30 protein-coding genes and 1 pseudogene are annotated in these 25,689 nt (G+C 61.9%); 8 read left to right on the forward strand and 23 right to left on the reverse strand.

Going from position 1 to position 25,689, the window contains the following annotated elements:
* Window positions 1–15: 15 nt before the first annotated feature.
* From AC0L3N_RS22980 to AC0L3N_RS23030, 11 genes are all read right to left on the reverse strand, one after another.
* Window positions 16–654, reverse strand: coding sequence for an SGNH/GDSL hydrolase family protein (locus AC0L3N_RS22980; protein ID WP_123151470.1), 639 nt, complete (start codon window positions 652–654; stop codon window positions 16–18).
* A 145-nt stretch (window positions 655–799) separates the two neighbouring features.
* On the reverse strand, window positions 800–2,212 hold the full coding sequence (locus AC0L3N_RS22985) for a pyruvate dehydrogenase complex dihydrolipoamide acetyltransferase (protein ID WP_123151471.1): 1,413 nt from the start codon (window positions 2,210–2,212) through the stop codon (window positions 800–802).
* Between the two features lie 9 nt (window positions 2,213–2,221).
* Window positions 2,222–2,515 carry a DUF5076 domain-containing protein gene (locus AC0L3N_RS22990; protein ID WP_036262673.1) on the reverse strand — a complete coding sequence of 98 codons (294 nt, stop codon included), beginning with the start codon at window positions 2,513–2,515 and terminating at the stop codon, window positions 2,222–2,224.
* A gap of 4 nt (window positions 2,516–2,519) precedes the next feature.
* Entirely contained in the window at window positions 2,520–3,908 is a 1,389-nt protein-coding gene (locus AC0L3N_RS22995; protein ID WP_473549656.1) for a pyruvate dehydrogenase complex E1 component subunit beta, read from the reverse strand.
* A 15-nt stretch (window positions 3,909–3,923) separates the two neighbouring features.
* Window positions 3,924–4,964, reverse strand: coding sequence for a pyruvate dehydrogenase (acetyl-transferring) E1 component subunit alpha (gene pdhA, locus AC0L3N_RS23000; protein ID WP_095494871.1), 1,041 nt, complete (start codon window positions 4,962–4,964; stop codon window positions 3,924–3,926).
* Between the two features lie 171 nt (window positions 4,965–5,135).
* Window positions 5,136–5,459, reverse strand: coding sequence for an FtsB family cell division protein (locus tag AC0L3N_RS23005; RefSeq protein ID WP_473549657.1), 324 nt, complete (start codon window positions 5,457–5,459; stop codon window positions 5,136–5,138).
* 183 nt (window positions 5,460–5,642) lie between these two features.
* Window positions 5,643–6,917 (reverse strand): phosphopyruvate hydratase, encoded by a 1,275-nt coding sequence (eno, locus tag AC0L3N_RS23010; RefSeq protein ID WP_473549658.1) that lies wholly within the window; start codon window positions 6,915–6,917, stop codon window positions 5,643–5,645.
* 405 nt (window positions 6,918–7,322) lie between these two features.
* Entirely contained in the window at window positions 7,323–7,688 is a 366-nt protein-coding gene (locus AC0L3N_RS23015; protein WP_473549659.1) for a PRC-barrel domain-containing protein, read from the reverse strand.
* A gap of 185 nt (window positions 7,689–7,873) precedes the next feature.
* Complete coding sequence (locus tag AC0L3N_RS23020; RefSeq protein ID WP_095494875.1) at window positions 7,874–8,077, reverse strand: dodecin family protein; 204 nt, start codon at window positions 8,075–8,077, stop codon at window positions 7,874–7,876.
* A gap of 101 nt (window positions 8,078–8,178) precedes the next feature.
* On the reverse strand, window positions 8,179–9,009 hold the full coding sequence (gene kdsA, locus AC0L3N_RS23025) for a 3-deoxy-8-phosphooctulonate synthase (RefSeq protein ID WP_473549660.1): 831 nt from the start codon (window positions 9,007–9,009) through the stop codon (window positions 8,179–8,181).
* On the reverse strand, window positions 9,006–9,914 hold the full coding sequence (locus AC0L3N_RS23030) for a VOC family protein (protein WP_473549661.1): 909 nt from the start codon (window positions 9,912–9,914) through the stop codon (window positions 9,006–9,008). The genes kdsA and AC0L3N_RS23030 overlap by 4 nt, the downstream gene beginning before the upstream one ends.
* Window positions 9,915–10,059: 145 nt before the next feature.
* Here AC0L3N_RS23030 and AC0L3N_RS23035 point away from each other — a divergent pair, with 145 nt between their 5' ends.
* Window positions 10,060–10,185, forward strand: coding sequence for a hypothetical protein (locus AC0L3N_RS23035; RefSeq protein ID WP_473487447.1), 126 nt, complete (start codon window positions 10,060–10,062; stop codon window positions 10,183–10,185).
* Window positions 10,186–10,197: 12 nt separating this feature from the next.
* On the opposite strand, the gene AC0L3N_RS23040 is transcribed toward AC0L3N_RS23035, so the two are convergent.
* Window positions 10,198–10,488, reverse strand: coding sequence for a Dabb family protein (locus AC0L3N_RS23040; RefSeq protein WP_473549662.1), 291 nt, complete (start codon window positions 10,486–10,488; stop codon window positions 10,198–10,200).
* Window positions 10,489–10,593: 105 nt separating this feature from the next.
* Complete coding sequence (locus AC0L3N_RS23045; protein WP_473487446.1) at window positions 10,594–10,728, reverse strand: hypothetical protein; 135 nt, start codon at window positions 10,726–10,728, stop codon at window positions 10,594–10,596.
* Window positions 10,729–10,975: 247 nt separating this feature from the next.
* On the opposite strand from AC0L3N_RS23045, the gene AC0L3N_RS23050 reads away from it, so the two are divergent.
* Entirely contained in the window at window positions 10,976–12,232 is a 1,257-nt protein-coding gene (locus AC0L3N_RS23050) for a class I SAM-dependent methyltransferase (protein WP_473549663.1), read from the forward strand.
* Between the two features lie 11 nt (window positions 12,233–12,243).
* Here AC0L3N_RS23050 and AC0L3N_RS23055 read toward each other — a convergent pair.
* A pseudogene (locus AC0L3N_RS23055) lies at window positions 12,244–12,452 on the reverse strand (5'-nucleotidase C-terminal domain-containing protein); the annotation flags it as partial.
* Window positions 12,453–12,579: 127 nt separating this feature from the next.
* Complete coding sequence (locus tag AC0L3N_RS23060) at window positions 12,580–13,845, reverse strand: NAD(P)/FAD-dependent oxidoreductase (RefSeq protein ID WP_473549664.1); 1,266 nt, start codon at window positions 13,843–13,845, stop codon at window positions 12,580–12,582.
* A 269-nt stretch (window positions 13,846–14,114) separates the two neighbouring features.
* Between AC0L3N_RS23060 and AC0L3N_RS23065 the strand changes: the two genes are divergently transcribed.
* Window positions 14,115–14,711, forward strand: a complete 597-nt coding sequence (locus AC0L3N_RS23065; RefSeq protein WP_473549685.1) for a 5-formyltetrahydrofolate cyclo-ligase — start codon at window positions 14,115–14,117, stop codon at window positions 14,709–14,711.
* On the opposite strand, the gene AC0L3N_RS23070 is transcribed toward AC0L3N_RS23065, so the two are convergent.
* Window positions 14,708–15,181, reverse strand: coding sequence for an Lrp/AsnC family transcriptional regulator (locus AC0L3N_RS23070; RefSeq protein WP_023675099.1), 474 nt, complete (start codon window positions 15,179–15,181; stop codon window positions 14,708–14,710). The two genes, AC0L3N_RS23065 and AC0L3N_RS23070, sit on opposite strands and share 4 nt — an antisense overlap.
* Window positions 15,182–15,340: 159 nt before the next feature.
* Here AC0L3N_RS23070 and ald point away from each other — a divergent pair, with 159 nt between their 5' ends.
* The 3 genes from ald to AC0L3N_RS23085 all read left to right on the forward strand — a co-directional run bounded on the left by ald (window position 15,341) and on the right by AC0L3N_RS23085 (window position 17,642).
* Window positions 15,341–16,456 (forward strand): alanine dehydrogenase, encoded by a 1,116-nt coding sequence (ald, locus tag AC0L3N_RS23075; protein ID WP_473549665.1) that lies wholly within the window; start codon window positions 15,341–15,343, stop codon window positions 16,454–16,456.
* 144 nt (window positions 16,457–16,600) lie between these two features.
* Window positions 16,601–17,056 carry an outer membrane protein gene (locus tag AC0L3N_RS23080; RefSeq protein ID WP_473549666.1) on the forward strand — a complete coding sequence of 152 codons (456 nt, stop codon included), beginning with the start codon at window positions 16,601–16,603 and terminating at the stop codon, window positions 17,054–17,056.
* Window positions 17,004–17,642 carry an outer membrane protein gene (locus AC0L3N_RS23085; RefSeq protein ID WP_473549667.1) on the forward strand — a complete coding sequence of 213 codons (639 nt, stop codon included), beginning with the start codon at window positions 17,004–17,006 and terminating at the stop codon, window positions 17,640–17,642. Before AC0L3N_RS23080 ends, AC0L3N_RS23085 begins: the two co-directional genes overlap by 53 nt.
* A gap of 212 nt (window positions 17,643–17,854) precedes the next feature.
* On the opposite strand, the gene AC0L3N_RS23090 is transcribed toward AC0L3N_RS23085, so the two are convergent.
* From AC0L3N_RS23090 to AC0L3N_RS23120, 7 genes are all read right to left on the reverse strand, one after another.
* Complete coding sequence (locus AC0L3N_RS23090; RefSeq protein ID WP_192365496.1) at window positions 17,855–18,322, reverse strand: DUF1203 domain-containing protein; 468 nt, start codon at window positions 18,320–18,322, stop codon at window positions 17,855–17,857.
* A gap of 77 nt (window positions 18,323–18,399) precedes the next feature.
* Window positions 18,400–19,206, reverse strand: coding sequence for a 4-hydroxy-tetrahydrodipicolinate reductase (gene dapB / locus AC0L3N_RS23095; protein WP_473549668.1), 807 nt, complete (start codon window positions 19,204–19,206; stop codon window positions 18,400–18,402).
* A gap of 316 nt (window positions 19,207–19,522) precedes the next feature.
* Window positions 19,523–20,080, reverse strand: coding sequence for an OmpA family protein (locus tag AC0L3N_RS23100; RefSeq protein WP_473549669.1), 558 nt, complete (start codon window positions 20,078–20,080; stop codon window positions 19,523–19,525).
* Window positions 20,081–20,179: 99 nt separating this feature from the next.
* Entirely contained in the window at window positions 20,180–20,743 is a 564-nt protein-coding gene (locus AC0L3N_RS23105) for a GNAT family N-acetyltransferase (protein ID WP_352960547.1), read from the reverse strand.
* Entirely contained in the window at window positions 20,743–21,600 is an 858-nt protein-coding gene (sseA, locus tag AC0L3N_RS23110) for a 3-mercaptopyruvate sulfurtransferase (RefSeq protein WP_473549670.1), read from the reverse strand. Before sseA ends, AC0L3N_RS23105 begins: the two co-directional genes overlap by 1 nt.
* A 35-nt stretch (window positions 21,601–21,635) precedes the next feature.
* Window positions 21,636–22,379, reverse strand: coding sequence for an alanyl-tRNA editing protein (locus AC0L3N_RS23115; RefSeq protein WP_473549671.1), 744 nt, complete (start codon window positions 22,377–22,379; stop codon window positions 21,636–21,638).
* Complete coding sequence (locus AC0L3N_RS23120; RefSeq protein ID WP_473549672.1) at window positions 22,379–23,413, reverse strand: cysteine synthase A; 1,035 nt, start codon at window positions 23,411–23,413, stop codon at window positions 22,379–22,381. The genes AC0L3N_RS23115 and AC0L3N_RS23120 overlap by 1 nt, the downstream gene beginning before the upstream one ends.
* Window positions 23,414–23,625: 212 nt before the next feature.
* On the opposite strand from AC0L3N_RS23120, the gene AC0L3N_RS23125 reads away from it, so the two are divergent.
* Window positions 23,626–24,447, forward strand: a complete 822-nt coding sequence (locus tag AC0L3N_RS23125; protein ID WP_473549673.1) for an SDR family oxidoreductase — start codon at window positions 23,626–23,628, stop codon at window positions 24,445–24,447.
* A 96-nt stretch (window positions 24,448–24,543) separates the two neighbouring features.
* Window positions 24,544–25,518, forward strand: coding sequence for an alpha/beta hydrolase (locus AC0L3N_RS23130; RefSeq protein ID WP_473549674.1), 975 nt, complete (start codon window positions 24,544–24,546; stop codon window positions 25,516–25,518).
* Window positions 25,519–25,689: the final 171 nt, after the last annotated feature.

Below are 25,689 nucleotides of genomic sequence, written 5' to 3' on the forward strand. Positions count from 1 at the left end.
TTTCTCCCTGATTCCCTAGAGTTCCAGCATGACGCGCACGATTGGCGCCAATGCCTGCCCGATTTTCCGCGTGTTCTCCGCGTCGAGATGGACACCGTCGAGCGGCGTGGTCTCGGCCACCGAGCCCGCATCGAAGAAGCCGCAGCCGGCCTCGTCGGCAAGGGCGGAATATTGCGGTGCCAGCCGCTTCGACGCTTCATCGCCGCCGGCGAACATTTCCTTGAACTCGGCGTTTTCCGTGCGGCTGACCGCGGGCGGCGCGACGATCAGGATCTGCGGCGCCGGCCAATCGAATGGGTAATCGTGCCCGCGCACGATATCGATCAGGCGCTGGACGCCCTGCTTGGCGGCGACCGGATTGCCGTGGATCCACGGCTTCATGTCGTTGGCGCCGAGCATGATGATGATCAGGTCGATCGGCGCATGCGTCATCAGGATCGTCGGCAGGATTCTTGCGCCGTTACGGTCGGCGCCGGCCAGATGGTCGTCGAAAGCTGTTGTGCGGCCGTTCAAGCCTTCGGCGATGACCTCGATACCGCCTCCCAACGTCGCCTGCAGCACACTCGGCCAGCGGTCCTTGAGCGGGTGGCGATCCAGACTTGCCGCATCATAGCCCCAGGTCAGCGAATCGCCGTAGCAAAGGACTGTTTTCATGCGCTTGCCCCGCTCCTGCCAAAGCCTGCTTGTGTGCGCTTCACCCGCCAACACATGAACAGCCATTGCACGATGATCGTCACGATGCCTGGAAGGCTGAAGGGAAAAAGGCTGGTGAAGAATTTCCGCACCGCCTTCTTCCTTTCTAGACCAGCATGTCCATCGGATTTTCGATCATGCGCTTGAAGGCGCCGAGCAGTTCGGCGCCGAGCGCGCCGTCGACGGCGCGGTGATCGGTCGACAGCGTCACCGACATGATTGTCGCGATCTTGATCTCACCGTTCTTGACCACCGCACGCTCCTCGCCGGCGCCGACCGCCAGGATCGTCGCATGCGGCGGGTTGATGACGGCGGCGAAGTCCTTGATGCCGAACATGCCGAGATTGGAAACCGCCGTGGTGCCGCCCTGGTATTCCTCCGGTTTCAGCTTGCGGCTGCGGGCACGGCTGGCAAGATCCTTCATCTCATTCGAGATGACCGACAGCGTCTTTTCGTCGGCGCGCCGGATGATCGGCGTGATCAGGCCGCCGGGGATCGATACGGCAACGCCGACATCGGCATGCCTGTGCTTGACCATCGCGCTCTCGGTCCAGGAGGCGTTGGCATCCGGCACCGCCATCAGCGCCTTTGCCATCGCTTTGATCACCATGTCGTTGACCGACAGCTTGTAGGCCGGCGTTTCACCCTTGTCGGTCTTCTTCACCGGGGCGGCGGCATTGATCTGCGTGCGCAGCGCCAGAAGTGCATCGAGTTCGCAATCGAGCGTCAGGTAGAAATGCGGGATGGTGGTCGTGGCCTCGACCAGCCGGCGCGCAATGGTCTTGCGCATGTTGTCATGCGGGACAAGTTCGTAGGAGCCTTCGGCAAACAGTTTTAGCACCTGGTCGTCCGACATTGGCTTTGGCGCGACAGCCGGAGCCGGAGCGCCGGCAGGTGCGGCTTTCGCGGCTGGTGCCGCCTTGGCGCCGCCACCGGAAATCGCTGCATCGACATCGGCCTTGACCACGCGGCCATGCGGGCCGGAGCCGGTCACCGCGGAGACATCGACACCGGCTTCCCGGGCGATGCGACGGGCAAGCGGCGAGGCGAAGATGCGGCCGTCCGACTGGCTGATCTCCCCCCTTGTGGGGGAGATGGCCGGTAGGCCAGAGGGGGGCGCCTCGCTCCTTGCGCCTGGCGGGACAGCGCCCCCCTCTGTCGACTTCGTCGACATCTCCCCCACGGGTGGGGAGATTGGCGCCTTATCCTGCTTTGCCTCGGCTTTTGCCGGCGCGGCAGCGCCGTCACCGCTCTTGGCAGCAGCCGCCGCATCCTCGCCTTCGGCGGCGAGAACGGCGATCAGCGCATTGACCTTGACGCCTTCGGTGCCGGCCGGAACCACCAGCTTGGCCACCGTGCCCTCATCGACGGCCTCGACTTCCATCGTCGCCTTGTCGGTCTCGATCTCGGCGATCACATCGCCCGGCGAAACCTTGTCGCCCTCCTTGACCAGCCACTTGGCAAGATTGCCCTCTTCCATCGTGGGCGACAGGGCCGGCATGGTGATGTTGATCGGCATTTTTCCTCCTCAGTTCCGCCCGGTTAGCGAACGGTGCTGGATATTGAACTGCTCCGACATTCTGCCTCGATAGCCTTCTTCCAATGCCTGAAGCGTCTCGATTTCAGGGATGCCATCTTGTTCCAGTCTCATCCTGGCTATGTGCATGCCGACATCAGCGAGCACCATGCCCCAGTTGTGAGCGTTTGGTCCAAAGAGGTCTTGCATCGTGACGACCGCGTCCGAACCAATCCAGACGCGGAGTATTTCATCGAATTCGCTGTTCTCGACGACCACCGCGGGAACTTCTAGTTCGCGCGACATCTCGTTAACCCCGGTACGTCACGGCTTTCACCGCCTCGATGACTCCCGCGACATTGGGCAGCGCCAGCTTTTCGAGGTTCGCCGCATAGGGCATCGGCACGTCCTTGCCGGCAATGGTGATGACCGGCGCGTCGAGGAAATCGAAGGCGCGCTGCGACACCTGGTTGGCGATGTGATCGCCGACCGAACTTTGCGGAAACCCTTCTTCCACCACCACCAGCCGATTGGTCTTCTTGACCGAGGCGATAATGGTGTCGAAATCGAGAGGGCGGATGGTCCTGAGGTCGATGACCTCGGCATCGATACCCATGCCGCGCAATTCGGCCTCGGCCTTCACCGTGTAGGTCATGCCGATGCCGAAGGAGACGATGGTGACATCCTTGCCGGATTTGTGGATGCGCGCCTTGCCGATCGGCAGCACGAAATCGTCCATCTTCGGCACGTCGAAGGACTGGCCGTAAAGGATTTCGTTCTCGAGGAAGATGACCGGGTTCGCGTCGCGGATCGCGGCCTTCAGCAACCCCTTGGCGTCCGCGGCGGTGTAGGGCATCACCACTTTCAGGCCGGGAATGTGGCTGTACCAGGCGGCATAGCACTGCGAATGCTGGGCGGCGACACGGGCGGCCGCGCCGTTCGGCCCGCGAAACACGATGGGCGCGCCCATCTGGCCGCCGGACATATAGAGCGTCTTCGCGGCGGAGTTGATGATCTGGTCGATCGCCTGCATGGCGAAGTTGAAGGTCATGAACTCGACGATCGGTCTCAGGCCGGCCATCGCCGCGCCAACGCCGACGCCGGCAAAACCGTGTTCGGTGATGGGCGTATCGACGACGCGCCGCGCCCCGAATTCCTGCAGCAGCCCTTGCGTGATCTTGTAGGCGCCCTGGTACTCGGCGACCTCCTCGCCCATCACGAAGACGTCGTCGTCACGGCGCATTTCCTCGGCCATCGCGTCACGCAGCGCTTCGCGCACGGTGGTCGAGACCATTTCCGTGCCGGCCGGGATGTCGGGATCGGCGGCGATTTCGGTTCTCGGCGCCGCGGCGACAGGTGCTGCGCCCTCGCTTTCGGCCGCAGCAGGCGCTGGCGCTGCTGTTTCAGCCTTGGCAGGTTCCTCGCCGATGCCTTCGCCTGCCTTGTCGATGTCTTCACCATCAACGGCGAGCACGGCGATCAGCGTGTTGACCTTGACACCTTCGGTGCCGGCAGGAACCACGATCTTGGCTAGCGTGCCTTCGTCGACGGCCTCGACTTCCATCGTGGCCTTGTCGGTTTCGATCTCGGCGATGACATCACCAGCGACAACCTTATCGCCCTCTTTCTTCAACCATTTGGAAACATTGCCCTCTTCCATGGTCGGCGAGAGAGCGGGCATGAGAATTTCGATCGGCATGTCCTTGCCCTCTCGTTACAATACAATGTCGGTCCAGAGCTCGGACGGATCCGGCTCTGCGTCATTCTGGGCAAATTCGGCGGCGTCGGCGACAATGTCGCGAACCTCCTTGTCGACGGTCTTGAGCTCGTCCTCGTCGGCCCACTTCTTGTCGAGCAGGCGCGCCTTGACCTGCTCGATCGGGTCACGCTCGGAGCGCATCTTCTGCACTTCTTCCTTGGAGCGGTATTTTGCCGGATCGGACATCGAGTGACCGCGGTAGCGGTAGGTCTGCATTTCGAGAATCAGCGGCCCCTTGCCGTCACGGCACCATTCGGTTGCGAGATCGCCGGCTGCCTTGACTGCACGGACGTCCATGCCATCGACCTGAATGCCGGGAATCTTGAAGGAGGCGCCGCGGTGCGAAAAATCCGTCTCGGCCGACGAACGCGATACCGAGGTGCCCATGGCATAGCGGTTGTTCTCGATGATATAGATCACCGGCAGCTTCCACAGCGAGGCCATGTTGAAGCTCTCATAGACCTGACCCTGATTGGCGGCGCCGTCGCCGAAATAGGTCAGGGTCACGTTGTTGTTGCCGCGATAGCGATTGGCGAAGGCGAGGCCGGTGCCGAGCGAAACCTGCGCCCCGACAATGCCGTGGCCGCCGTAAAAATGCTTCTCCTTGGAGAACATGTGCATGGAGCCGCCCTTGCCCCTGGACAAGCCGCCGCGGCGCCCGGTCAATTCGGCCATGACGCCGCGCGGCGACAGTTCCATCGCCAGCATGTGACCATGGTCGCGGTAGGCGGTGATCATCTGGTCGCCGTCGATCAGCGCCATCTTCATGCCGGTGACAACTGCTTCCTGGCCGATATAGAGATGGCAGAAGCCGCCGATGAAGCCCATGCCGTAGAGCTGGCCGGCCTTTTCCTCGAAGCGGCGGATAAGCAGCATGCGCCGGTAGGCGTCAAGCTCCTCGTCCTTGGTGAAGTCGACAGGTTTGGGGGCTGAAAGCCCCGCCGATTTGCCGTCGGATCTGGATTTGGCAGGCGCTTTTCTGGCGGCGGTGGCCATGCATCACTCCCTGTTGGCGTCTCTTGCGGACACTGAGGGAGATCAGTTCTCCCCACCGATTTGGGAAGGCTAACACGCGGGAAAGCGTTTCGCCATGCTGAAAAATGCATGGCTGACATGCATCTAAGCGATTAAAATCGTTGAAAATATCGGCGATTAACTTGAATTTGGTTATCTTGCCGTAGCCGGTAACATGATGGTGATTTCGTCGGCGTGGGAGACATTGAGCGCCTTGCGCGCCTGCTCGTCAAGCATGTCCTTCTCCAGCGTGCCCTGATGCATCAGCTGAACACGCCGCTGCAGTTCGAGCCGGCGCGCCTTGACGGCATCGAGCTTACCTTGCAGGGCGACGGCTTCGGCTTCCAACCGGTATTTGGAATAGATGCCGAATTCGCCGTGATAGGCGTGAAAACCGAAATAGGCGAGGAACGCCACGCAGAGCGAGGGGATGATTAGCCGACCGGTATTTCTCTGCTTGTGCTGACGTGTCCACATGATCCAAATCCCTTAGAGCGCCGCGCGCCCTCTTGGACGCGCAAAGGGCGCTCTAACACTCTGCGACCTCGCCCTTTCTCGCCCGATTGTGCTTAATGGACGGTTACGGACGACCGGATCTGGCGGTGTTGAAACAAAAAAGGCGAGAATGCCCCGCCCCTTCGTTTTCGGATTTTCTGCGGCTCAGCCTTTCACGATCGACCTGCCGGCGTAGAGCGCCTGCTTGCCGAGCTCTTCCTCGATGCGGATGAGCTGGTTGTACTTGGCCATCCGATCCGAGCGCGACAGCGACCCCGTCTTGATCTGCCCGCAATTGGTGGCAACGGCGAGATCGGCGATGGTCGAATCTTCGGTTTCGCCCGAGCGGTGCGACATGACAGCGGTGTAGCCGGCCTTGTGCGCGGTCTCGACGGCGTCGAGCGTTTCGGTCAGTGAGCCGATCTGGTTGACCTTGACCAGGATCGAATTGGCGACGCCCATGCGGATGCCGTCGCGCAGCCGCGCCGTATTGGTGACGAACAGATCGTCGCCGACCAGCTGGGTCTCCTTGCCGATGAGATCGGTCAGCGTTTTCCAGCCGTCCCAGTCGTCTTCGGCCAGCCCATCCTCGATCGTAATGATCGGATAGTCCGCGGCTAGCTTGGCCAGATACTTGGCCTGGGCCTTCGGATCGCGGGTCTTCTTCTCGCCTTCATAGACGTAGTTGCCGTCCTTGAAGAATTCGGTCGCGGCGCAATCGAGGCCGAGTGCAACCTCTTCGCCCGGCTTGAAGCCGGCCTTCTCGATCGATTCCATGATGAAATCGAGCGCAGCGGGCGCGCTTTTCAAGTTAGGAGCGAAGCCGCCCTCGTCGCCGACATTGGTGTTGTGGCCGGCGTCCTTCAGCCGCTTCCTCAACGTGTGAAAGATTTCCGAGCCCCAGCGCACGCCGTCACGCAGTGTCGGCGCACCGATCGGCAGGATCATGAATTCCTGGAAATCGATCGGGTTGTCGGCATGGGCGCCACCGTTGATGATGTTCATCATCGGGACCGGAAGCACATGCGCCTTGGTGCCGCCGATATAGCGGTAGAGCGGCAGGCCAGCCGCTTCCGCCGCAGCCTTGGCGACAGCCAGCGACACGCCAAGGATCGCATTGGCGCCGAGGCGGCTCTTGTTGGGCGTGCCGTCGAGCTCGATCATGGTCTGGTCGATGTGGATCTGGTTCTCGGCTTCCATGCCGCCGATCGCCTCGAACAGCTCGCCATTGACGGCCTCTACCGCCTGCAGGACGCCCTTGCCGAGGTAGCGGGCGCCGCCGTCGCGCAGTTCGACCGCCTCATGCGCGCCGGTCGAGGCGCCGGAGGGCACCGCAGCGCGACCCATCGAGCCGTCTTCGAGCACGACGTCGACCTCGACGGTCGGGTTTCCGCGGCTGTCCAGGATTTCACGCCCGACAATGTCGATGATGGCAGTCATTGCGATGTCCCCGATTGATCTGACGAAGCGTCGGGCACCTCTTAGCCAAAGTGCTGCAAAACGCAATCGGGGCGTCCGCAAATAGTGCCGCCACTTTCGCCATGCCGGTTCACGACGCACAAACTGCCGTCATAATAAGTCATGTCAGTCATAGGTCTTGGCGGCGCGCGGCTTTCTGGTTTATGCTCGCAGCCGCGCGGGGCGAAACAGGAGGAGTTTCGCCATTGTCTCAGTTGAGCGGCATCGTGAGTTTGTTCCTGATCGCGGCGGCGTTTCTCACGTCGTGTGACACTCAGCAGCCTCAGCAGGGCACGGTAGAGTTGTCGACCCTTGCGGCGGAGTAGATATCCTGCAGAAAAGGCCCCCGGTTCAACCGGGGGCCTTTTTGATTCCGGCAGAGCAAGGTCAATGCCAATAAGGCTCGACCTTGTAGTAGCTGTATGAAGCATCACGCGCGGCCTCGCCGTCGGCGCCCGTCAGTTCGTTGATCGAATAGGCGGGAGCAGCCTTCAGTTGCTCCTTCGTGAACGGCACGGCATAGCCGCCCTTGTTCTCGTCATAGTCGAGGCTCGCCCACGGAATGGCGTGGTACTTCTCGCCGATGCCGAGAAATCCGCCAAAGCCGATCACGGCAAACATGATTCCATTCGACAATTTGTCGAGCATGACATCCTCGATGTCGCCGATGTGCGTGCCTTCCGTGTTGTAGACGGATGTGCCGATGACCCGCGAGGCAGCGATGGCTTCAGTGTGTCCTGTCTGGGTGGTCATTGTGTACTCCTCGTTGTCGTTGACGCTATGCCTGACAATGAGGGGCGCGGATGAAGGTTCCAGAGTTTTCGACGCTAGAGCGGGATGCATTCAAATTGAACTGAGCATCCCGCTCTATCTATTTGTTTTAGCCGCATTTCTGCGACGTCAAGTGATTCCACTTGGCTGCAAAATGCTCTAACCGGTCACTCAGCGAGGATGAAGGTGACCTTCATGTTGACGCGATACGCGGAGATCTTGCCGTCCTCAACGACCACCTTCTGGTCCTGGATCCAGGCGCCTTCGACGTTCTTCAAGGTCTTTGCGGCGCGCGCAATTCCCAGTTCGATGGCTTCCTGAAAACTCTTATTAGACGATGATGTGATTTCGGTGACGCGGGCGACGGACATGGCTTCCTCTCCAAGGCACTCAGTTGCCTGGGCAGCGTACAACCGGCACCTGTTGACTACAAGTTTAGGGGCCGGGACTTAGGCCCGGCCCCTCAGCTTGCTCAGCCCTTCGCGACGCTATCGAATGCCATCAGCCTTTCGAGCAGCGCCCGAAGGTCCTTCAGCGGTACCATGTTGGGACCATCGGAGGGGGCATTGTCGGGATCCTGATGCGTCTCGATGAAGACGCCGGCGACACCGACCGCAACCGCGGCGCGCGCCAGCGTCTCGACGAAGCGCCGATCGCCACCCGAGGAGCCGCCCTGGCCGCCCGGCTGCTGCACCGAATGCGTGGCGTCGAAAATCACCGGCGCGCCGATCTCGGCCATGATCGGCAGCGCGCGCATATCGGACACCAGCGTGTTGTAGCCGAAAGACGCGCCGCGCTCGGTGACCAGCACGTTGGGGTTTCCGGAACCGGTGATCTTGGCGACAACGTTCTTCATGTCCCACGGTGCGAGGAACTGGCCCTTCTTCACGTTGACGACCTTGCCGGTTCTTGCCGCCGCGATCAGCAGATCGGTCTGGCGGCTGAGGAAAGCCGGAACCTGCAGGATATCGACATGCGGCGCCACGAGCGCGCACTGTTCCTCGGTGTGGATATCGGTCAGGATCGGCAGCGAAAACGCCTTGCGCAAATCGTCGAAGACGGGCAGCGCCGCATCGAGGCCGGCGCCGCGCGTGCCGCCAAGCGAGGTGCGGTTGGCCTTGTCGTAACTGGTCTTGTAGACGAGCCCCAGCCCCAGCTTCTCAGTCAGTTCCTTCAGCGCCCCAGCCATGTCGAAGGCGTGCTGGCGGGATTCAAGCTGGCACGGGCCGGCAATCAGCGATAGCGGCGCGGTGTTGCTGAAGACGACATTGCCGACAGTTACGGACGAATTGGGCTTGTTCATGCGATCTCCCGGAAATTGAAGGCCGCACCCTGCCCGGATGCCGGCCGCACGACAATATCATTGCCGCGTATTTCGTGTTCGACGGAACTGGCTGCAAGCAGCTTGGCGACCGTGTCTGCGAAGCGAACCGAAAAGACGATCCCCGCGAAGCGGAGTTCCGATGGCGCGCCGGCAGGTATGCCGAAGCGCGTTTCGAAAGCAACGGGGTCAAGCAGGGTCAAGGTTGCGTTCGGCAGGCCAAACGCAATGCTGCTCCCCTGTCCGGCAGCCGGACTGCGCGTCGCGATCGAAATCAATCGGTGCTGTTCGGACGGCTCGTTGCTGACCGCCACGACCTCGATGATGCCGGTTGCGCCATTGGGGTGGATCTGCAACGCGGTGCGGTCTACTTTCGGCGTATTGATCCGCTCGCAGGCGAACAGGAATGCGTCCATCGCCCCGGTGCCGGAGGCGAAGGCCAGTTTGAACGATGCCGTGTCGCTCTTTCCTGCCGGATCGGTGAAGGCGCGCGAAAAGCTCAGCATGTCTCCGGCAGACAGGCCGGCTTCGACATAGCGCACGTGATCGGCATCCGCATCTCCGGTGCCCAAGACCAGGGCGGAAAATCCCTCATTGCCGCGCTTGTCGCGATAGGCGCGATCGCGCGCGACGAAGACGTTGCCGTCGGCGATCGCTTTCGCCACCGCCTGCTCGTTGCCCACCGCCAGCGGCTCGAGATAGGTGCCGTCCTCAAGGAAGACGCAGCAGTTTTCCGTCCCGAAAGGATGGATGCCGGTCGGCGCCACGACAAAGCCAAGCGAAACCAGCCGCGCCCGCGCCACGTCGAGGCTCGCGGTCGGCAGCACAAGATGGTCAAGCGGATAGGTGCGCGGCGGATAAGGGCCTGCTGTCTTCGTCTCGGTCATGCCGGCGCGGTGTGCATCATTCCGGAGGTTGGTTCAAGAGCCTCGCCTGACGCAGCAAGGATCCAAGGCAGCCGATCGCGTGGCCGCATTACGCGAACCTCCGGGATACTTGCCGCTGCCCGAAAACCAACCTACGTGGTCCAAAATGAGAAAGATCCTGTTCATAGCGACAGCGGTCGTCGCAATGGCTGTTCTCGCCATGCTGGTCTGGGACGCACCGAAGCGGCCGGGCGCCGATCCGACCGAACCGACCGCCGCTCAGACGGAGTAACGTTGCTTCTCTTCAGGTTGCAGCCACAACATCCGCCGAATATCGCAATTCGCGCAGCGGTTTGACCTGGCTGGTAGTCTCGGCATAGAGCGGATGCGCCTTGTAGGCGGCCAGCGCGGCATCATCCTCGAACTCGGCATAAACGACCACGTCGATCTCGTCCGAAAGCGGGTCGACCTTGCTGTTGAGCGTCACCTCGAAAAGACGGGAATGAGGGATGTTGCCCAGCGCCAGCAAGCCCGTGCGTACGACCTCGACATCGTCTTTGTGCCGCGCGCTGAAGAAAACGATATGCCGGATCAACCCCAGCCTCCTCGATCGATGTGCAAGCGTGTTTTGTGTGGGCAAAACGGTCGCGTCAACCGGCAACGATGTCGCGGCGACAACGCATTGGGCGGGGAAAAGAACCTATACCATCCCGGTGATGTAGCGCACGATGCGCGTTATCTCGCTGACCGTGGTGTCGAGATAGCGGCCCTGATTGTAGAGTCCGTCCCAGATCAGGAAGAACGTGACGGTGCAGATGACGATGACATAACGCATGGCTAAAACTACTGCATCTGGGTGGCTGCAACCATAGTGATTCCGGCGTTGATCAGCGCCCTCCCGCAAAATCTATCCATTGATCCATGTTCGCTTGCCTTGGCTCTTGAAGTTCCCTTTGATGGCATGAAAGATTGCTGCGGGGATTCATCGGGAAGCGGCGATCGCGCCCTGGCGAATGAACTGCGAGAGAGTGTGGAAACCGGCGATTTTGCGCCGGCGCCGCAGAAGTCCCGGGGGGCGTGACATGGCTCACAAGGAAGACACCAGCGTTGCGTCGGGCGACGCGGTCAGATTGGACGAATTTAATTTCGCCGAGACCGTCAAAGGCCTGCCGGCCAAGGCGCGCATGGTGCTGTCGGCGGCGATGAACCTGCCGCGTGGCTCGCTCAAGGTGAGGATGCCGGACGGCCGCGCCGTCCTCATCGGCGGCAAGGGCCCGGGTCCGGACGCCGAACTGGTGCTCAAGAACTGGCGCTTGCCCGGCCGTGCCTTCACCGGCGGCACCATCGGCATCGCCGAATCCTACATCGACGGCGATTGGGACAGTCCCGATGTGACCAGTTTCCTGGAACTGTTCGTAGTCAATTCAGAAATCGGAGAGCGCATCGCCGGCGGCGCCAGCTGGCTGATCAACGCCGTCCAGCGTGTCCGCCACTGGTTCAACCAAAACACCCGCACCGGCTCGAAGCGCAACATTTCGGCGCATTACGATCTCGGCAACGCCTTTTACAAGGAATGGCTGGATCCGAGCATGACCTATTCGTCGGCGCTCTATGCGGCTGGCGCCAACGATCTGGAAAGCGCGCAAGCCGCCAAATATCGCGCGCTGGCCAAGGACACGGGCATCGGCGCGAACGACCACGTGCTTGAAATCGGTTGCGGCTGGGGCGGCTTTGCCGAATTCGCGGCGCGCGAGATCGGCTGCCGCGTCACCGGGCTGACGATCAGCCGCGAGCAGCATGATTTCGCCAGCGCACGCGTCCAGAAGGCTGGATTTGCCGACAAGGTCGACATCAAGCTGCAGGACTACCGCGACGAAACCGGTTCCTACGACCGCATCGCTTCGATCGAGATGTTCGAGGCGGTCGGCGAAAAATACTGGCCTGTGTTTTTCGGCAAGATGAAGGATTGCCTGCGGCCTGGCGGCACCGCCGGCCTGCAGATCATCACCATCAACGAGAAAGCCTACGATACCTATCGCGCCCGGCCGGATTTCATCCAGCGTTACGTCTTCCCGGGCGGCATGCTGCCGACGCCGTCGATCCTGAAAACGCTCGGCAAAGACCATGGCCTTGCTCATCTGCGCGAGCGCATTTTCCCGGACGACTATGCCCGCACGCTCGCCGAATGGCGCCACCGCTTCTGGGCGTCATGGGAAAAGATCGTCCCGCTCGGTTTCGACGACCGCTTCAAGAAGCTCTGGGAGTTTTACCTGCATTATTGCGAAGCCGGCTTCCGCGCCAGCTACATCGATGTCCGCCAGGTGGTTTACAGGGCTTAGTCTAGGGCAACCGCCGACGGGTTGATCGTGCCCTGGCTGATAAGGTAGCACAATCACGTTGCGGTTGGTGTCCGGCGCCTCAGATGATCTTCGAGGTGTTGATCTCCGGGAAATTGCCGCCACCGCCGGCGCGGTAGTTGTTGGTGACGACGACGAATTCCCGCATGGGATCAATTGGTTTTCCGTCGAACATCAAGTCGATGATGCGGTTCGAGGCGGCCCCTGTTCAACGACGTGCTAGGCTTCAACGACGTGCCAAGTCCTGCCCGAAGCAAAGCCGCGTGCCTAATCCAGTCGAGTCCATCAGGAACAGATAACGTGCGGATGCATGTGCGCGGGCGGAGACGTCAGTTCCTGTCGTCATCGCCTTGGGTGATTAGCCGCGCGCTGCGCTGACCTGTCGCGTAAATCCATAGCCAACTCAGCGAAACCGCAAGCCGGTTACGGAATCCAATCAGGAAATAGATGTGCGCGAGACCCCAGAGCCACCAGGCCAGCCGGCCGGTGAGCTTGATCCAGCCGAAATCGATCGCGGCGGCGCGCTTGCCGATCGTCGCCAGATCGCCGTCATGCTTGTAGCGGAAAGGCCGCGGGGTCATGTCGCCGGCAAGCCGCGCCTTGATCGTCGCGGCGACATGTCGGCCCTGCTGTTTGGCGGCGGGTGCTACGCCGGGCACCATGCGGCCATCCGGCCGCAGGACGTGTGCTGCGTCGCCGACGACGAAAATCTCCGGGCTGCCCGGCACGGTCAGGTCGGGCTCGACCAGCACCCTGCCCGCGCGGTCCGCTGCCACCCGCAGCCATTCAGCGGCCGGCGAAGCGGCAACGCCTGCTGCCCACAGAATGGTTCTGGCCGGCAGGTGCGTGTCGCCAAAGACGACGCCCTCGGCATCGCAGCGTGTAACGGGCCGGCCGAGTTCGACCGTCACGCCAAGCCGCTCAAGCGCCTTGCTGGCATAATCGGAGAGTTCTTGCGCAAAATTGGGAAGAATGCGGTCACCGGCCTCAATCAGTACCACGCGCGTCTGCCGCGTATCGATGTTGCGGAACTCACCGCGCAGCATGTCGTGCGCCAGTTCGACAATGGTGCCGGCCAGTTCCACGCCGGTCGGTCCGCCACCAACGATCGCCAGCGTCAGCAGCGCTTGGCGCTTCGCGGGATCGGTTTCCCGCTCGGCTTGCTCGAAGGCCAGCAGAATGCGCCGTCGAATGGTGGTGGCATCCTCCAGTGTCTTCAGGCCTGGCGCGAACGGCTCCCACTCGTCATGGCCGAAATAGGCGTGGCGCGCGCCGGTTGCCAGCAGCAGCGTGTCGTAGGCGACCGCGCCGCCATCATCGAACAGCACGCGCTTGCCAACGCGGTCGACGCCGCTGACGGTGGCGAGCAGCGTAGTCACGTCCTTGCGCTTGCGCAGGAGATGGCGGATCGGCCAGGCGACTTCCGAGGTCGCCAGCGCCGTGGTCGCCACCTGGTAGAGCAGCGGCTGGAAGAGATGATGGTTGCGCTTGTCGATCATGGTGATGCGCACCGGCGCACCGTCAAGCGCGCGGGTGAATTCGAGCCCCCCAAAGCCCGCCCCGACGACGACGACATGATGGCTGGATTCGTTCATCTCATTCACTCCGGGAGAACGGGTTGGCCGGGAGAGAAGGTCGGCCGTGAGAGAAGGCTGGAGAGCAATGTCGCGAAATCTGATGTAGGGACTTTTGTGCACTGCAACAACCATCCGACTTTGCTGACTGCCCGCCCTAAGATGTCGCGAATGTACATGCCCACTCCTGCCGCCGAGTATAATTTCATTGAAACTGACGACAGGAGTGGAACTTGGATAGCGATCATGACGATGAAGGTCCGGCTCACTATTCCTCGCCCCCTTGCTTCATGCACGACCCGGAATTCCGGGCGCCCCTATCCGACTGGACCGACGTGAAACGATGGCGCAAGGCCGAGCGCGAGCGGCTGATTGCGGCGCGCCTCGCTGTCTCGGCTGACGCGCGAACGGCAATGTCGCAGCGCATCAGCGAAAGCCTCGACGCGGTTATCGGCGACGTCGCCGGCCGCGTGGTCAGCCTCTACTGGCCGTTCCGCGGCGAGCCGGATCTGCGGCCATGGATGGCTTCCGTCAATGAGCGCGGCGGCCGTACCGCACTGCCTGTTGTGATCGAGAAAGGCCGGCCGCTTGTCTTTCGCGCCTACACACCGGGCGACCGATTGGAGAAGGGCGTCTGGAATATCCCGATCCCGGCTGAAGGCGATCCGGTGCTGCCCGACATCGTCATCTCACCGATCGTCGGCATCGATCCGGGACAGTATCGGCTGGGCTATGGCGGTGGCTTCTTCGACCGCACACTGGCGGCGATGCCTTTCAAGCCGCTGGTCATCGGTGTCGGCTACGAACTGCAGCGCATTGCCACCATCTATCCGCAGCCGCACGACATCCCGATGGACCGGGTGGTGACGGGGGCCTTCAAGGCCTAAGCAAGTTCCGGCTTCATCCCCACCGCCGTCCGGTCGACGATCTCGCGCAAGGCGAAGGATGAATTGATCTTCGTCACATGCGGCATCGCCGACAGCCATTCCTTGTGGATGCGCTCATAGTCGACGAGGTCCTTTGCCGCGATGCGCAGGATATAATCGTATTCACCCGACATCAGGTGGCAGGACAGGACATTCGGGCAGCGCTTTATCGCCGCCTCGAAATCCGACAGCGTCTTCTCGAATTGCCCCGACAGCGATATATGCACGATCGCCGTCATCTGGTGGCCAAGAGCGGCATTGGAAAGCCGGGCGTGATAGCCGCGGATGGTTCCGGATTTCTCCAGATTATCCAGCCGCCGCGAGCAGGCCGACTGCGACAGGCCGACCTTCTCGGCAAGCGCGGCGTTGGGTATCCGCCCATCCTTCTGCAACGTTTCGAGAATGGCGATATCGATCCTGTCGAGTGGCATTTTTCAGGATTCCTGCGACAATCCGGCTGTTTTGCGCAACGATTATCGAACCGTGCCCTCTTGCGCAAGCGCATTCGCAAACACCTACGGGACGATTCATGGTTCACTATCTCTAGACAGGGAACGTGCCCCAAAGGGCCGGATCAGGAGGAGAAGAAGATGCGCGTCGGCTGCCCCAGGGAAATCAAGAACCACGAATACCGCGTCGGCCTCACGCCGGGCTCGGTCCGCGAATATGTCGCGCATGGCCACGAAGTACTGGTCGAGACCGGTGCCGGCGCCGGCATCGGCGCCGACGACAACGCCTATCGCGCCGCTGGCGCCACGATCGCCAAGACGGCCGCCGACGTGTTTGCCAAGTCCGACATGATCGTCAAGGTCAAAGAGCCGCAGCCCAATGAATGGGCTCAGCTCCGCGACGGCCAGATCCTCTACACCTATCTCCATCTCGCTCCGGATCCGGAGCAGACCAAGGGCCTGCTGGCCTCGGGCGTAACGGCCATCGCCTACGAGACGGTCACCGACGACCGCGGCGGCCTGCCGCTGCTGGCGCCGATGTCGGAAGTCGCCGGCCGCTTGTCGATCCAGGCCGGCGCTACCGCGCTGCAGAAGGCCAATGGCGGCCGCGGTGTGCTGCTCGGCGGCGTGCCCGGCGTGCTTCCCGGCAAGGTCACTGTGCTCGGCGGCGGCGTCGTCGGCCTGCATGCCGCCCGTATGGCGGTCGGCCTTGGCGCCGACGTCACCATCATCGACCGCTCGATCCCGCGCCTGCGCCAGCTCGACGACATCTTCGGCGGCCGCGTCCACACCCGCTATTCGACCGTCGAGGCGCTGGAAGAGGAATGTTTTTCGGCCGACATCGTCGTCGGCGCCGTGCTGATCCCGGGCGCCGCCGCGCCGAAACTCGTTTCGCGCGAGATGCTGTCGGGCATGAAGAAAGGCTCGGTGCTTGTCGACGTCGCCATCGACCAAGGCGGCTGCTTCGAGACCTCGCACGCCACAACCCATGCCGCGCCGACCTATGAGGTCGACGGCGTCATTCACTATTGCGTCGCCAATATGCCGGGTGCGGTGCCGGTCACTTCGGCCCACGCGCTCAACAACGCAACGTTGCATTACGGCCTGCAGCTCGCCGACAAGGGCCTGAATGCGCTGATCGACGATCATCATTTGCGCAACGGCCTCAATGTCCACAAGGGCAAGATCACCAACCGCGCGGTGGCCGAATCACTCGGCTATGAGTTGGTCGAGCCGAAGGCCGTTCTCGCCGCCTGAACCCGCCGCTCAATCCTCTCCCGACAGAGCCGCCGACGCCCTCGGCGGCTCTTTTTTCCACAAGCAAATTTCACGGTTTGCGATTGGCTGACCGGCTTTGGTGGTGAAGGCGTTTACGGTGAACTGACCGTTGGGTACGACTATATGATGTCGCCGCGCTTCCTGATCGGCGGACTTCTGGATGCCCATGCCGGCAACATTGAAACCACGCTCGATGTTGCTGGTTTTGAAGCTTCGGTCCGCGAGACCTACGGTTTCGACGCTGGGTTGCGGCTTGGTTATCTCTTCACGCCGAACACTTTGGGCTATGTGCTGGGTGGCTATTCCTGGCAGAAATACAAACTCGACACGAACGCTGGTTTTGATTTCGATTGGGACCAGAGCGGCTACTTCGTCGGAGCTGGCGTTGAAACGGCCATCAACAGTAACTGGACCATCAAGTCAGAATATCACTATACCCGCTTCGGCACTAATGATGATCTCCTTTCCGATTTCGGTGTGCCGGATGGCACCCTCAACCTCGACACGTCGCGGCATACGTTCCAGGTTGCGGCCAACTACCGCTTTTGGCGCCCAGAATGGTGGCGTCGCCTCTTTTGAGGCTCCTGCCTACAACTGGACCGGCTTCTACGTCGGCGGCGCCGCCGGTGCGGGTGCATCGGTGCATCAGATCGACGTTCCGCCGGCTGGCGACCTCGAGTTCAACGGGATCGGTGGCGAAGGCGTGTTCGGCGAATTGAACTTCGGCTACGACCATGATTTCGGCAGCTGGCTCGCAGGCGTCATGGTGGATGCCCGCTACTCCGGCATGACTTCGGAACTTGAGATCCCGGGCGGGTCGATCAATCTGGATTCTGATTACGGATTCGATGTGCTTGGTTGTGTCGGTATGAAAGTCAACGAATCAACCCTCGCCTACGTGCTCGGTGGTTACAGTTGGCAGCACTTCGATCTGAACGCGTCTTCACCCATCGGCGATATCCTCGATTGGGACTCCAGCGGCTTCTTGGTGGGTGGTGGTCTGGAAACGGCCATGTCCAGCAACGTGACCGTCGGCCTCAAGTACCGCTATTCGCAGTTCTCCGAGAAGGATTTCTCGTCGGAACTTGGGCTGCCGGACGACACTCTCACCTCCACGCCTTCGTTCCATACCGTCCGCATCGGCGCGAAGTACAAGTTCAACTAAAAACCGTCCAGACAACAGTCAAAGCCCGCCGGTCATTCCGGCGGGCTTTTTCTTTGGGGCGGAAGAAATGCGGGGCGGACAGGGCGGGCAACAAAAAAGCGGAGCCAAAGCCCCGCTTCCTCTGATATCGAGACTTCCCGCCGGTTCATCCGCGGTCGGCAACAATGCGACAGGCGTACGACAGCTGCGACCGATGAATACCGCCCGGATCGTCACGCGCGCTCGATCCGGCACTGGTAGCAATTGTTGCGCGCCGAGCGGACATGCACATAGGCGATATCGTTGCGCTCGAACAAGGTCTCGGCCCGCGCCGCGATAGCGGCCGTTGGAATGACACCGCCGCTGCCATAGACGATGCGGTCGTCCCTGCCGTAGCCGCGCACGATGTAGTCGGCACTTTCGAGCATTTCTGGAAGCGCCTCGGCTTCGGCGGCGCGCTCGCATTCCTCGGCATGCAGAAAGATCGGTCCGGTTTCGGCGTAGGGCTGCAATTCCGGGAATGGCCTGTAGGCCAGGATGAGATAGGCGTCTCCGGCGGTCACGTTCTTCAGGCAGTGGCGGCAAGGCACGCCGTCGCCGTCGGATATTTTCCGCTCTGGTATCAGGCCATAGGCGTCCGGCGCGCCGCGCTGCAAGGCTCTTACATCTTCCGTGGGCAAGGCTTTGAACTGGATGGTCATGGCGAAATCTCCGGTATCGTCGACCGGAAATTACGCCGCTGCGCCAGCGTCTCCCACCCGATTCCTGCCAATTTGGATCAGTCCATCAAGACGTCGAGACCGCGCACCAGCCCTGTGATCTCCTGTACCCGCCTGATAGCGAGCAGTGTGCCGGCCACGTAAGGAGCAGCGGACGAGCCGGCGTCGTGACGAATGGTCAGCCGCTCGTCGGGCAGGCCGAACAGCGCCTCACAGGACAGGATGTAGGAAGGCAGGCGAAGCGCATGCACCTGCACCCCCTCGCCCGTACCGACCGCCGCACCGCGGGTTCCCGGCACACCCGAGACCTCCGAGACCGGCCGCACCGTCGAAGCCTTGCGGACATCGGCCAGCGCTTCGGCAAGCTCGCGCGCGGTGCCGGACGGCGCGTCGGGTTTCTTGGCGCTCGCATAGTCGATCACCTCGACATCCGGCACGTATTTCGCCGCCATCAGGGCAAACCGCTTCATCAGCGTGGCGGTGATCGAAAAATTGCCGGCTGCAATGACGCCGACACGATTGGCGCGTGCTGCAGCGTCGATCTCGCCGAAATCGGTCGCACCCAGCCCCGACGTGCCGATCACAACGTGCCGCCCCTTCTCTATGGCCAGCAGCGCATGGTCTTTCACCACATGCGGCCTGGTGTAGTCGACCAGCACGTCCGACGGTACCTCCAGCGCCTCGGTCAGCGAGGCGGAAACGGTGATGCCGTTGGCCGGCATGCCAATCAGGAGGCCGGAATCCTGCCCCGCGCCGCTGCGCGACACAGCCCCGGCCAGTGCCATGTCGCCTTGCGCCCCGATCGCCGGAACCAGTGCCTTGCCGATCCAGCCGGTCGCACCGGCCATCACCACCCGAATCGTCATCGTTTGATCCTCCATCATCATTGGAGCGCCACGCGTCCTTTTTGGACGCGCAAAGGACGCTCCAACATTTGAGTCTACGCATCGTGCTTTCCGAAAATCGATCCCGATTTTCGGGCCGATGCGGTAGGCTTTGACCGACAGCGATATGGAAAGCGCGCGACTCATTCAAGCCAGGCTCTTTTTCGGGTGTTGATCCAGACCGCAGTGACTGAGCCTGTTTCGAAAATTACAGCGGCGAGTCAGATGATGGTGTCTTCGAGAACCGGAAGCGCAGAAAACGCCTTCAGATGGCCGCCAATGCGGATTTCGGACAGGCTCAGCGGATGAAGTCGTCGAAGCGGCGCAGCGTCACCCGGCGATTGCGCCAATTCTCGTTCTGCGTCTGCACCAGCAGGAATTCCTCGCCGTAGCCGACGGTTTCCAGTGTATAGCCCGGCACGCCGAATTCGCGCACCAAGGTACGCTCCAGCGAAGCGGCGCGCTGTTCGGAGAGGATCTGGTTCGACTGGAAAGAGCCGACCGCGTCGGTATGGCCTTCGATCAGCACGCGGGCACCGCGGTCGCGCCGCAGGATGCGCCGAAGCGCATCGGCGATATTTTCGATCTTGCCATATTGCGATTCGGAAATGGCCGCCGAGCCAAAGGCGAAATTGATCGACTGGATATCGATCGAACGGGCCATGCGCCGCAGGTCCGGCCGCCTCTTGAATTCGCGGATGGTGACGCGCTGGTTCGGGCGCAGCTTAACGCGGGGCGCGGCCTCGAGTTGACGCTCGATCGTCGCCGCCGAAGGCGTGGTTGCCTGGGCGGCGGCAAGGGTCGGCACGGCGAGGGCCGCAATCAGCGCGGCGGCAAATGTGCGTCGGGTCAGCATGTCTTTTCTCCTTCGGCCTCTGCCGCATTGATGGTGTCGGCAAGATGGCAAAGACAAGCTGAAGCATTGATGAACAATAGGTTCAGTTTGCGGAGAAAATCATGGCCGCATGACACTGGCCGCACGCTCGGCGAAGGTCATTGGATGCACGATCTCCTTCTTTTGCGCGACCGGTGCAAAGCCGAGCTTCTGGTAGAGCGGCAATGCCGCCGGATGGTCGAGCGTGCAGGTCTGCACCGTCACCCGCCTTGGGCCGTGCGACCAGGCGGCGGCGATCGCCGCACCGAGGAACCAACGGCCGATCCCTTGGCCGGTCGCGTGCTCCATCATGCCGAAATAGGCAAGTTCCACTTCTTCCGGCAGATGCGGCTTTAGGTCGAAGAAGCCGGCCGGCGACCCATCGAGATACAGCACCCTGATGTCGCGGTCCTCGCGATGGATGCCTGCAGAAAGCTCCTCGTCGCTCAGCCTCAGCACGTTGACCCAGTGCCATTTGCGGCCTACCCGATCCATCAAATAGCGGTAGAAATGCAGCGGAATGTCTTTGGTCTTCAGCAGTGCGATCTGGCGGTTGAACGGCACCGGCGGCGAGTAGGCCGGCGGCACATGCATTTCGAGAAACGTCACCGTGACCTCGATGTCTTCAAGCGCTCCGTTTTCCATCACTGTCGATCCTTGCCGGTCACGACGGGCGTATCGCCAAGCCCTCCCCATTCCGTCCATGAACCGTCGTAGAGCCTGTTGTCGGTATGGCCAAGCGTCTCAAGCGCCAGCGTGATCGCCGCCGCAGTGACGCCTGAGCCGCAAGAGGTGACAACCGGCTTCGACAGGTCGATGCCGGCGTCCTCGATCACCTTGCGCAATCGGTCTTTCGACAGCAGCTCGCCGTCCTCGGCAAGCGCCGAAAACGGCACATTGTGCGCGCCGGGCATATGGCCCGAGCGGATGCCGGCGCGAGGCTCCGGCTCGGTACCGGCAAACCGGCCAGACGAACGCGCGTCGGCGATCTGGCTTTCCCCGGTCTCGACGATCCGGCGCATATCGGCCAGGCTGGCGACGCGAGCGGCATCGAAGTCGGCATGAAACACGCAGGGCGCGATCTTCGTCGGCTCCGCCGTTACCGGCCGTCCCTCCGCTTTCCAGCGGTCGAAACCGCCGTCCAATACGTAGACCTGGAACACCCCCATGACACGAAACATCCACCAGGCGCGCGGCGCCGAGAAGAAGCCCGGACCGTCATAGACGACGATGGTGTCGTCGGCCGAAATGCCCATGGCGCCGACATATTGGGCGAAATGCTGCGGCGACGGCAGCGTGTGCGGCAGTGGGGAATCAGGATCCGAGATCGCATCCTGATCCAGGAAACGGGCGCCTGGAATGTGCGCTGCGTCATATTCGGCGCGCGCGTCGCGCTTCTGCGCCGGCAGATACCAGGACGCGTCGACGATGGTCAGGCCAGGCTCGCCGAGGCGCTTCTGCAACCAGTCCGCATCGACGGTGAAAGGGCTGTCTTCGGCCATTCTTCTTCTCCTGCCCGCCTTTGACAATCTGTTTATCAGGCCGGCGGCATCGGTCCAAAGCGTATTCGGAAGCGCCGGTTCTCGCGACCCTTCTTCTCGATCTTGCCGATATGGATCTCGCCGACTTCTCCAGTGCTCTTTACATGGGTGCCGCCACAAGGCTGGCTGTCGATCGAGGCATTCTCGCCAATGCAGACCAGTCGGATCTTGCCCGTGCCGACGGGTGGCCGAACATTTTTCGATTTCACCAGTCCCGGATTGGCCGCCAGTTCCTCGTCTGTGATCAGCCTGACAAAGACCGGGTGGTCGGCCCGCACCAGTTCCATCAGCCTGGCCGTCACGTCTTCCCTGGTGAACCCGGCATCCGGGATGTCGAAGTCGACACGGCTGTCGTCCTCGGAAACCGAGGCGCCGGTGATCGGGAACGGGCAGACGACGGTGAGCAAATGGCAGGCTGTGTGCATGCGCATCAGCAGATATCGCCTCTCCCAATCGACGGCGAGCTTTATCGGTTCGCCGACCTCAAGCACTGCCTGCTCAGGCGGCGGCACATGGATGATCTCGTCCTTGGTCTCGCCGGTGATGGTGGCGGCAACGTTGATCAGGCTGCCGTCGGCGCGTTCGAGGGTGCCGGTATCGCCCGGCTGCCCGCCCGACGTGGCATAGAAGACCGTCCGGTCCAGAATGATGCCGCCACGGTCGTTGACGGCGACAATCGTGGCATCAGCCGTCCTGAGATAGGCGTCGTCGCGAAACAGCGCTTCCGTTTTGTAAGCCATCACGCGACCTTCTCGAACGGCACCGAAATTGTGCTCCGCTGTTCCATCCAGCCCGGCACCGGCAGTTTCTTTTGGCGCAGGAATTCAGGGTTGAACAATTTCGACTGATAGCGCGTGCCGTAGTCGCAAAGCACGGTCACGATGGAGTGGCCGGGACCCATCTCACGCGCCAACCGGATCGCGCCGGCAATGTTGATGCCGGTCGAGCCGCCGACGCACAGACCCTCCTCCTGGATAAGATCGAAGACGATCGGCAGTGCATCCTCGTCCGGAATCTGGAAGGAGAAATCCGGTGTGAACCCTTCCAGATTGGCGGTGACCCGCCCCTGCCCGATGCCTTCGGTGATCGAGCTGCCTTCGGATTTCAGCTCTCCGGTGGTGTAGAAACTATAGAGCGCCGCACCCAGCGGATCGGCGAGCGCGATCTTGACGTCCTTGCTCTTGGCCTTAAGCCCGAAGGCGACGCCGGCCAGCGTTCCGCCGGAGCCGACCGCCGAGACGAAACCGTCGACCTTGCCGCCAGTCTGGGCCCAGATTTCTTCCGCCGTGGTGCGGGTATGGCCGTCACGGTTGGCGACGTTGTCGAACTGATTGGCCCAGATCGCGCCGTTCGGCTCGGACCGGGCCATCTGCTCGGCCAGGCGGCCCGACAGTTTCACATAATTGTTGGGGTTCTTGTAGGGAACCGCAGGCACCTCGATCAGCTCGGCGCCAAGCAATTTGATCGTGTCCTTCTTCTCCTGGCTTTGCGTGTCGGGGATGACGATCACGGTGCGGTAGCCAAGCGCCTTGGCGACAAGCGTCAATCCGATGCCGGTGTTGCCGGCCGTCCCCTCGACGATGACCCCGCCCGGCCTCAAGAGCCCGCGCTGCTCGGCGTCGCGGATGATGAACAGCGCGGCGCGGTCCTTGACCGACTGGCCCGGATTCATGAATTCGGCCTTGCCCAGGATCTCGCAGCCGGTTTCTTCCGAGGCTTTGTTGAGGCGGATCAGAGGCGTATTGCCGATCGCTTCGATCACAGAACGGGGCATTGAGATTCCTTTATGCTTGCGGCGGAACCCTAGAAACCCGAAGCTTCGGTTTCAAGGCAAGAATTTGTCTGGTCCAGCGGCATTTCTGGGCTGCAATTCCTAAAATAGACGTCGCCTTCCGCTATTCATTGAAGCTCCCACTGAAAAGCGCTCTTTTCATTTCGATTTCTTCACCGCTAGAGCACAGGCTAAAAAAAGTCGCAGGGCATAGCATGACTCTCTACCGGGCCAACCCGAAAGACGGCGTCGCGTGGATCACGGGCGGCAGCAGCGGCATCGGCCGTTCATTGGCCAAGGACCTGGCGGAGCAAGGCTATGCCGTCGCGGTGACGGCGCTCGACGACGATCCGATCGATACGCTTGTTGTCGAGACGGCGCAGATGCCGGGCCATGTCACAGCCTATCCTTGCGACGTCACCGACGAGAGACGCATGGCAAAGACGGTGGCAGCAATCGAGAAGGATCTTGGCCCGATCATCTTGGCCGTCTTCAATGCCGGGAGCTATATTGCGACCGCCGGCGAAGACCTCACCGTCCGTGGATTTCGCCAGTCCTTCGATGTCAATTATTTCGGCATCATCAACGGCCTGGTGCCGGTCATCGAACGCATGCGCGTCCGCGCGCGCGGCCATATCGTCCTGGTCGGTTCGGTCACCGCCTATTTCGGCTGGCCGACCACGGCCGCCTATGGCGGCACCAAGGCGGCGGTCAATATCCTCGCAGAGTCGCTGAAATACGATTTCGACAAGATGAACGTCCGCATCCAGGTGATAAATCCGGGCTTCGTCGACACCCCGCTGACCGAGAAGAATTTGCTGCCGATGCCCGGTCTGATGCCCGTCAATCGCGCCTCGCGCCGCATGGCGCGCGGCATCAAGTCCGGCGGCTTCGAAGTCACCTTCCCGCGCCGCTTGAGCTGGGGCCTGAAGCTGCTCAGAATCCTGCCGAGACCGTTCTGCCGATGGGTCATCAGCACCGCGACCCGCTGGAAGGCGCGTCCGCTGATTTTCGACCGCAAGCCGCCGAGCGAATAGACGGTCCTTCAAAGTTGGCGATCCCGCCGCTGGCGAGACGCCGTTGCCTGTTTGCCATCGCGGCCATAGGTTGCGGATTGTTGCGTGGAGTCTGCGATGGGGCGACGGATCGTGCTTGCGGTATTGGGTCTCGCCGTCATTCTTGTCCTGGCCTTCGCGCTTGGCCCGCGCATCCAAGCCGACACCACGATCCGCTTCGATCCTTCCGTGATCGGCGATGATCCACAAGCTTATCTGGCACGCAAGGAGGCTGCCGTACCGGGCGTCTACGACGGGCTGGAGAAGGAGATCATCTGGGCCAATCCGATGGTTCACGCCAGGACGCCGCTGTCGATCGTCTATATCCACGGCTTTTCGGCGTCGAAGGGCGAGGTTCGTCCGCTGCCGGACGAGGTGGCCGACCAGCTCGATGCCAATCTTTACTACACCCGCCTCACCGGCCACGGACGGGGCGGTGCCGCAATGGCGGACGGCAGCGTCAACGCCTGGATCAACGACTATGAGGAAGCTCTCGCCATAGGCCGGGCGATCGGCGACAAGGTGATCGTCATCGCCACCTCGACCGGCGGCTCGCTGGCAGCCTGGGCTGCGACACAGCCGGGCGCATCGGACGGAGTGGCGGCAATCGCGTTCATCTCGCCGAATTTCGGCGTCAAGGCTTCCGGCGCCGAACTTCTGACCATGCCGTGGGGCCGAGAGATCGCCGAGTTGGTCGCCGGCAAGGAGCGCAGCTTCGTGCCACGCAATGCGCTGCACGAGAAATTCTGGACCTACCGCTATCCGATCGCCGCGACCCTGCCGATGGTGGCGCTGACCGAGCTTGCCTATGGCGCGCCGGTGGAGAAGGCGACCATCCCTGCCCTCTTCATCTTTTCGGATTCGGACAAGATCGTGCGGCAAGACCGCACCCGCGAAATCGCCGGGCGCTGGGGCGCCGCGCACGAACTGGTGCCGGTCGACGATACCGGCGATCGAGACAACCACGTCATTGCCGATGACGCGCTGTCGCCAGCAACCACAGCTTTCCTCGCGCAGCGCATTGTCGTGTGGGTACAGGCGGTGGTGAAGTAGATCTCAGGCGAAAAAGGCGACCGAAGCATCGCTCCGATCGCCTTTTTCAATTGTGAGCAGCCCGGGCCGGCCCCCACACCACGCCCGCGCCGAAAAAAGAAATAAAAACAACCCCCCCCCGGGCCCGGTACACCCCACCACCCCAGGTTTTTTGAAGGGATTTTCTTGTGG

The organism is Mesorhizobium sp. WSM4807 (assembly GCF_055811615.1).

Excerpts from the sequence above, each read along its gene's own strand:
- AC0L3N_RS22985 (WP_123151471.1), bottom strand. The coding sequence starts at position 2,212 with ATGCCGATCAACATCACCATGCCGGCCCTGTCGCCCACGATGGAAGAG.
- eno (WP_473549658.1), bottom strand. The coding sequence starts at position 6,917 with ATGACTGCCATCATCGACATTGTCGGGCGTGAAATCCTGGACAGCCGC.
- AC0L3N_RS23045 (WP_473487446.1), bottom strand. The coding sequence starts at position 10,728 with ATGCGTTATGTCATCGTCATCTGCACCGTCACGTTCTTCCTGATCTGG.
- AC0L3N_RS23105 (WP_352960547.1), bottom strand. The coding sequence starts at position 20,743 with ATGGAAAACGGAGCGCTTGAAGACATCGAGGTCACGGTGACGTTTCTC.
- AC0L3N_RS23125 (WP_473549673.1), top strand. The coding sequence starts at position 23,626 with ATGACTCTCTACCGGGCCAACCCGAAAGACGGCGTCGCGTGGATCACG.
- kdsA (WP_473549660.1), bottom strand. The coding sequence starts at position 9,009 with ATGAACAAGCCCAATTCGTCCGTAACTGTCGGCAATGTCGTCTTCAGC.
- AC0L3N_RS23100 (WP_473549669.1), bottom strand. The coding sequence starts at position 20,080 with ATGCTGACCCGACGCACATTTGCCGCCGCGCTGATTGCGGCCCTCGCC.
- AC0L3N_RS23030 (WP_473549661.1), bottom strand. The coding sequence starts at position 9,914 with ATGACCGAGACGAAGACAGCAGGCCCTTATCCGCCGCGCACCTATCCG.
- AC0L3N_RS23115 (WP_473549671.1), bottom strand. The coding sequence starts at position 22,379 with ATGGCTTACAAAACGGAAGCGCTGTTTCGCGACGACGCCTATCTCAGG.
- AC0L3N_RS23130 (WP_473549674.1), top strand. The coding sequence starts at position 24,544 with ATGGGGCGACGGATCGTGCTTGCGGTATTGGGTCTCGCCGTCATTCTT.
- AC0L3N_RS23035 (WP_473487447.1), top strand. The coding sequence starts at position 10,060 with ATGAGAAAGATCCTGTTCATAGCGACAGCGGTCGTCGCAATGGCTGTT.
- AC0L3N_RS23080 (WP_473549666.1), top strand. The coding sequence starts at position 16,601 with ATGATGTCGCCGCGCTTCCTGATCGGCGGACTTCTGGATGCCCATGCC.
- AC0L3N_RS23120 (WP_473549672.1), bottom strand. The coding sequence starts at position 23,413 with ATGCCCCGTTCTGTGATCGAAGCGATCGGCAATACGCCTCTGATCCGC.
- sseA (WP_473549670.1), bottom strand. The coding sequence starts at position 21,600 with ATGGCCGAAGACAGCCCTTTCACCGTCGATGCGGACTGGTTGCAGAAG.
- AC0L3N_RS23090 (WP_192365496.1), bottom strand. The coding sequence starts at position 18,322 with ATGACCATCCAGTTCAAAGCCTTGCCCACGGAAGATGTAAGAGCCTTG.
- AC0L3N_RS23020 (WP_095494875.1), bottom strand. The coding sequence starts at position 8,077 with ATGTCCGTCGCCCGCGTCACCGAAATCACATCATCGTCTAATAAGAGT.
- AC0L3N_RS22990 (WP_036262673.1), bottom strand. The coding sequence starts at position 2,515 with ATGTCGCGCGAACTAGAAGTTCCCGCGGTGGTCGTCGAGAACAGCGAA.
- AC0L3N_RS22980 (WP_123151470.1), bottom strand. The coding sequence starts at position 654 with ATGAAAACAGTCCTTTGCTACGGCGATTCGCTGACCTGGGGCTATGAT.
- AC0L3N_RS23070 (WP_023675099.1), bottom strand. The coding sequence starts at position 15,181 with ATGCCACTCGACAGGATCGATATCGCCATTCTCGAAACGTTGCAGAAG.
- pdhA (WP_095494871.1), bottom strand. The coding sequence starts at position 4,964 with ATGGCCACCGCCGCCAGAAAAGCGCCTGCCAAATCCAGATCCGACGGC.
- ald (WP_473549665.1), top strand. The coding sequence starts at position 15,341 with ATGCGCGTCGGCTGCCCCAGGGAAATCAAGAACCACGAATACCGCGTC.
- dapB (WP_473549668.1), bottom strand. The coding sequence starts at position 19,206 with ATGACGATTCGGGTGGTGATGGCCGGTGCGACCGGCTGGATCGGCAAG.
- AC0L3N_RS22995 (WP_473549656.1), bottom strand. The coding sequence starts at position 3,908 with ATGCCGATCGAAATTCTCATGCCCGCTCTCTCGCCGACCATGGAAGAG.
- AC0L3N_RS23065 (WP_473549685.1), top strand. The coding sequence starts at position 14,115 with ATGCACGACCCGGAATTCCGGGCGCCCCTATCCGACTGGACCGACGTG.
- AC0L3N_RS23005 (WP_473549657.1), bottom strand. The coding sequence starts at position 5,459 with ATGTGGACACGTCAGCACAAGCAGAGAAATACCGGTCGGCTAATCATC.
- AC0L3N_RS23060 (WP_473549664.1), bottom strand. The coding sequence starts at position 13,845 with ATGAACGAATCCAGCCATCATGTCGTCGTCGTCGGGGCGGGCTTTGGG.
- AC0L3N_RS23015 (WP_473549659.1), bottom strand. The coding sequence starts at position 7,688 with ATGACCACCCAGACAGGACACACTGAAGCCATCGCTGCCTCGCGGGTC.
- AC0L3N_RS23050 (WP_473549663.1), top strand. The coding sequence starts at position 10,976 with ATGGCTCACAAGGAAGACACCAGCGTTGCGTCGGGCGACGCGGTCAGA.